Here is a 5590-nt window from a genome sequence, read left to right as displayed (position 1 = left end):
TAACATTCGAATTCCATCACGTGAATCGACTGGTCAACTTGATGAGCGTGACTACCCTGTTGCAGAGCGGCGATCTTCGTGCGCGGACGAAACCTTGACTGGAGACACCCGTGAGCAGGGGACACCCTTTTCACTTCGTCTCTCGCGCCCCTCAGGGAACCTGCCATTCACGGAACGCGGACGGGATATGAAAGTCGGGGTTCTGGGTCGTGGGTTTGACCCAACTGATCCAATTGTCGTTCGCCTCGCCGCGGGAACCTTCGGCTGTTCCGTAGAACTCGGCCCGAAACAGACCGATACGAATCCGACTGCCGCTTTGAATCGGTTCGCCCAGAAGATCGCTGAGTGTCGCGAGCGGCAGACTCGTTTCGACTTCATAACCGTGGTCGGTACGTCGAGCGAGCGTTTTCAATCCGGGGCAGTTCCACTTGCTGTCAAACTTGCGGTAATGCCGGGCATAGTAGTCATGGACACGTCCTTCCGGATCGATTTCGATGCACCAGTAGTCGTGCAGGTCGTTGTCTTTCGCGATGAAGATTTCGACGCGATCCTCGTGATCGACTGTCGATTCTCCTTTCCACTCCTTACTGCAGATCACGTCGGAGTCGGTGACGTCGAAAGAGAAGTGAAGTCGGTCCCCCACAACCTTTGCTTTGAACGTCGTTGGTGGAGCAGGCTTATCCGACCAGGGAAACGTAAAGTCTGAGATTGTGGTTCCGATGAGACTCATCAGGAGGAAAAAGACAAACAGTGTGGGCTTCATTCGAGACGCACTCCAATGATCATCGTCGGGATGCCGGTGGCTGCGAACAGATTCCCGGCTGCTATTGCGCCAGGGCTCTTCCGTACGAGTTCAGGACGGGCTGCGGATCACCGTGGTTCTGGACATAGTCGGCGTCGATGTACGTGGCGAAGGTCGTAATGTTTCGTACACCGAACTGGCGGTAAGTCGCCACATCGGACCGGCAGACCTCTTCTTTCCAGGGGACTTTGACGGCGGGCCGGGTCCAGCGCGAGAACAACGACACGTCCAGCCAATACTCCAGGACCTGTGTAGTCTCGACTCCAAACACGTCCATATTCTTCTTGAGGATGTCGAGATACCCGAAATTGGTGCTGGGGTCAGGGTTCGTACTGCGAGTCTTGGCTTCCCGGTCAGAGATCGGCTTATTTAGGTCGCGTGCGAACGGCGCGAATTCCAGAAAGATGCCGGGTTCCGGGCGAATCTGGGTTGGAGCAGCGAGCGTGTGGCTGTAGCTGATATGCGCAAGCGTTGCCGCTGGATGCACTTCCCTTCGTAGGGCTTTCAGAATGTGATTTTCGACAATCAGTGCCTGATCACTGGCATTCAGTCCTTTGGCTTGTTCGCTGTAGTCCCATTTCGCCCCATCATCGGGCCAGTAGAAATAGCGATGGGTCGTCGGCGTGAGGATTCTCGCAATGCGAACGGCTTCTTCCGCGATGAGGTCGAGAGCTGTTTTCGAGAACGGATTACAGTTCGAATCGAAAGTACGATTCCCGTGTTCATCCAGGCGAAACAGCGTTGGATCTTTATAGAAAAGTTCGCGCGACAGCAGTTCGCCGACGGCGTGCAGTTCGTATTCGACTTCGATTCCCAGTTGTCGACACCGATTGAGAAAGCTCTGTCCCGCGTCGCTCTGAATGAAATTGATCAGAACATTGAATCGCTGGGCCGCGTGAAGCCCGATGGTATTGATCCCGGCTTGAGCGCATCGCTCGGGCCAGTCGCGGAGAGACAAATCGAACGGATAAAGAACGACACCCCGGGTCTGTTTACGAGGATTGTCTGATTGACCGGAGACCATCGCGCTTCCTACGGTGGAAGCCACAGCAGTCGTCAGGAAGGTGCGACGATTCATCAGGGTAATCGCTTCTTAAAGGGGGAAACTGAGATGCGAGAACAAAGCGGGTCAAAGGGACTGGCTCATGAATTGAATCGTGATGCCGAAGCACGACGAGTCCCGGGTTCCTGTTTTCAGTGATAGAGGATAGGCTTATTCCATTGCTCCGTACGCCAGCGTCCAGAAATCGGTGAAGATCTTGGGTGGGGTGGGGGAATGCAACAGACTTTGCGTCATCAGAATGCCAATCATCCCTTCGGCGGGATCGATGTAGGCCGAGGTTCCCAGTCCTCCGTCCCACCCGAAGCGGCCGGGTGTGCGGAAGATGTCGTCGCGGAAGATGTCGACTCCCACACCGAATCCCCAGCTGCCGTGACGGCCGAAGAAGACCTCCGACCCCGCTCGTTGTTCTGGCGTCAGTTGATCTGACCTCATGAGCTGAATCGATGCGCGGGACAAAATCTGTTTGCGTCCGTGCCAACCGTTATTCAGCATCATTAGCGTGAACGCGAAGTAGTCTTCGATCGTCGCAACGATTCCCCCGCCGCCGGATTCAAACGCCGGTTCCGCATGCCAGGCACTGTTCTGAGCGTCGTCGTAGACATGCAGCTCCTGCGTCTCGCGATTGAAATTGTAACAAGTGGGCAGCCGATCCCGGTTTTGCTCGGGGACGTGGAACGCGGTGTCTTCCATCCCCAGAGGCTCAAAGATCCGTTCACGCATGAAGTCCCCGAGTGACTGACCCGAGACGCGCGAAATCAGGACGCCCAGAACATCCTGACTGATGTGATACATCCATCTTTCCCCCGGTTGTGCGATCAGGGGCAGGGCTCCAAGTTTCTGCAACCACTCGTCGGTTCCCGAGATGAGCGTCGGAAGAGGAGGGCGGTCACCGCCGATGTGATCTTCGCGAATCCGCTTCTGGATCGGGTACGTATCCGGCGGAGCCAGCACGCTGCCAATCCCCATGCATGACGTCAGTAAGTCGCGTAAGGTGATGGGGCGGGCGGCGGGAACCGTGTCGTCCAATTCCGATGCCAATGACTTCAGGACGCGGCGGTTCGCCAGTTCCGGAATCCACGTTTCGATCGATTCATCCAGCCGCAACTGGCATTCTTCCACCAGAATCATGGCCGCAACGGCTGTGATCGGTTTGGTCAGCGACGCAATCCGGAACAGGGTATCTCGCTTCATGAGAGCGTCTTCGCCAACCGACATGGTCCCCAGTCCCTCGATATGGACCTGGTCAACGTGGCTCACCAGCGCCACCAACCCGGGAACTTCCTTCCGTTCGACATATCCGCAAAGAACTCGATTCAGCCGATCAAGTCCCGTTTTCGTCAGTCCCTGGCTTTTCATGCTCAACGTCCTCGCGTGTCCCGTCCCAGTTTGCGGTCAACATTCCGCTCAATGAATTTTCGCTTTGCCGGATCAGATCCTACTTCAGCAGATGCCCGCGCCCCAGTCGACCCCTGCAATTTCTCTGCCGGTGTGATTGAACTTCTCGGATATCTCTGGCGACACCGGCAGCGAACGAGTCCAATTGGCGTCGATTATCGTACTGCTTCAGCCCGCGACTTCAGCCCACGAATTGTGCAAATGCCCTTCGCAGGCCGAAGTTGGTCACCTCGTCATGCAAAGGGTTATTCATGATGGCGGGGATTCAGAGCGAAGCGGTCTGATTGTCACTTGATCGTGGAGCGGCGCGCGATGACGTTCCCACGGTGTCAAATGCTTTTCTGATTCAGCCCGTGATGGAGGGATCGAAGGAGGGCCAGTCGGGGCCGAGGGCTTCGCGCTGAAGGCGAGTCAGTTGTTCAATCCCTTTTGCAGCGAGGTCGAGTTGCTGATTGAGGAATTCGCGTGAGAAGGGTTTGCCTTCGGCGGTTCCCTGCACTTCAATGAACTGGCCCGTACCGCTCATCACGACGTTCATATCGACTTCGGCGGTGCTGTCTTCCACATAATCCAGATCCAGTACTGGCGTCCCGTTGACGACGCCGACACTGATCGCCGCGATGCTGCGCTCGATGACGGGGCGATCGGCAGGGAGTTCGCTACGAATCGAGGCGATGGCATCGCACAAGGCAATGAACCCCCCCGTGATGCTCAGCGTTCGGGTGCCGCCGTCCGCTTCCAGCACATCGCAGTCGATGGCGATCGTGCGGGGACCAAGGGCGCGGAAATCGAGTGCTGAGCGCAGGCTGCGTCCGATGAGTCGCTGAATTTCGGTCGAGCGGCCGTCCATCTTGTCGCGTTCGCGTCGCTTTCGTGGCGAAGTGCTGCCGGGGAGCATGGAGTATTCGGCGGTGAGCCAGCCAGAAAGTGTGGCGGGATCGGAGTTGGCCTTCCAAGGGGGAAGAGTGCTGTCGATGCTGGCGGTACACAGCACCGTCGTCTTGCCGGCGGAGATCAGCACGCTGCCGGGGGCTGCTCCAACAAAGTGGCGTTGAACTCGGATCGGTCGCAATTCTTCGGGTTGTCGCTGGTCGTGGCGCATGGGGGTCTCGTTCGTGTACTCTTCGTCGCAGGAAAATAGAGTTTGCAGATTGTTCAGCAACGTATTCTCGCAGCACATCGCGTTCAATGCGAGAGACTCGTTTCTGCCATGTCCCGTTCAGACAGAAGGCCTGGGGGACAGTTCTGCCGGCGCTCGCAGGCCGGTTGATGGGATGATCCGATCAGGCAGCTTTCCGCGTTCTTCGCTTCGTCAGCTTTTCAACGGGGAGCTCGTACAGGATGGATCGGCCTCTCTTTCCGATGACGTTGACGGCACCGGTTTTTCTCAGGCAATAGGCCATTTTCTGCGAGATCCACCGGGGGATCCGTGCCTCGCGCGCCAGATCCTCGGTGGTGAAGGGAGAGACCAGCGTCACCGGCAACAGAGCCCGCAGATCTGCCAGGGTACGCAGCGAATGCGACGAGACCACCTGCACGAGGCGTCTGTCTTCCACGCGGTAGTCGGGACCGAATCGCCGCCGCCGGACCTTACTGATGCGATGTTCTTCCTGTTCCGTCAGCACCACTTCCAGCGTCAATCGTTGGTGCGGGAAAAGATCGACGAAGTAGACCAGGTCCTCAAACAAGTGGAAGATCGATTCCCGCAAGGGGCTGAAACGCGACGAGATCACCGGGCCATCTTTTTTGGCACGCCGGATGAGTCGTTTGCGTGAGGCGAGTGGCTTCACGACCACGACTTCATGACGATCCAGAAGTGCACGGACTTTGCTGCGAAGAGCGCCCAGCGACGCCTGCTGGATTTCAAACAGAGTCCCATCAACGACGGCGTCGATCCGATAACCATCGACCTGGACTTCAACGTCTTCTGCCGAACCGCTGTAGAGCAGCTTAAGTTCACGATGAAGTGTCGATTCCATGACAACCTGATCTGAGACAAGAATGGCGAGAGCCGAACCAAAATCGGTCGCAGTCGCGGAGCCTCCGCACCTGAGAGTTCGCACCACTGCACCGGAGACTTGTAGCCAGAAATCCAGATTCCGTCGACGTCATTCGGGCTCGCTTGTCGGGGACTGTCCCGCAAGTTGCGGTCAAGTATCAGAACGGATTCGGCGTGTTCCACGCCGGTTCAGGTCGAGGTGCAGAACTGGTTTAGCTGTGCGGAGCTGATTTATTCGTGATGCCATGCCGTTTTTTTAAGATGGTGCGATTCGAAGGGAAACGCCGAGGGCATGACCATGCGGGGGGAATCTGATAACTTGGACTCTGGG

At 57.0% G+C, this 5590-nt stretch carries 5 protein-coding genes; all 5 read right to left on the bottom strand.

Annotation, left to right across the window (positions count from 1 at the left end):
• Window positions 1-151: 151 nt before the first annotated feature.
• Entirely contained in the window at window positions 152-763 is a 612-nt protein-coding gene (locus VGE80_RS15945; RefSeq protein ID WP_397569021.1) for a carbohydrate-binding family 9-like protein, read from the bottom strand.
• 61 nt (window positions 764-824) lie between these two features.
• Window positions 825-1880, bottom strand: coding sequence for a DUF4838 domain-containing protein (locus VGE80_RS15940; protein WP_440593361.1), 1056 nt, complete (start codon window positions 1878-1880; stop codon window positions 825-827).
• A 135-nt stretch (window positions 1881-2015) separates the two neighbouring features.
• On the bottom strand, window positions 2016-3221 hold the full coding sequence (locus tag VGE80_RS15935) for a serine hydrolase domain-containing protein (protein WP_440593360.1): 1206 nt from the start codon (window positions 3219-3221) through the stop codon (window positions 2016-2018).
• A gap of 385 nt (window positions 3222-3606) precedes the next feature.
• Entirely contained in the window at window positions 3607-4362 is a 756-nt protein-coding gene (gene rph / locus VGE80_RS15930; protein ID WP_440593359.1) for a ribonuclease PH, read from the bottom strand.
• Window positions 4363-4543: 181 nt separating this feature from the next.
• On the bottom strand, window positions 4544-5239 hold the full coding sequence (locus tag VGE80_RS15925; protein WP_397569025.1) for a hypothetical protein: 696 nt from the start codon (window positions 5237-5239) through the stop codon (window positions 4544-4546).
• Window positions 5240-5590 lie beyond the last annotated feature (351 nt).

Source organism: Schlesneria sp., assembly GCF_036405755.1.
Classification (GTDB): domain Bacteria; phylum Planctomycetota; class Planctomycetia; order Planctomycetales; family Planctomycetaceae; genus Schlesneria; species Schlesneria sphaerica.
This window is presented reverse-complemented; position numbering and strand designations above follow the sequence as displayed.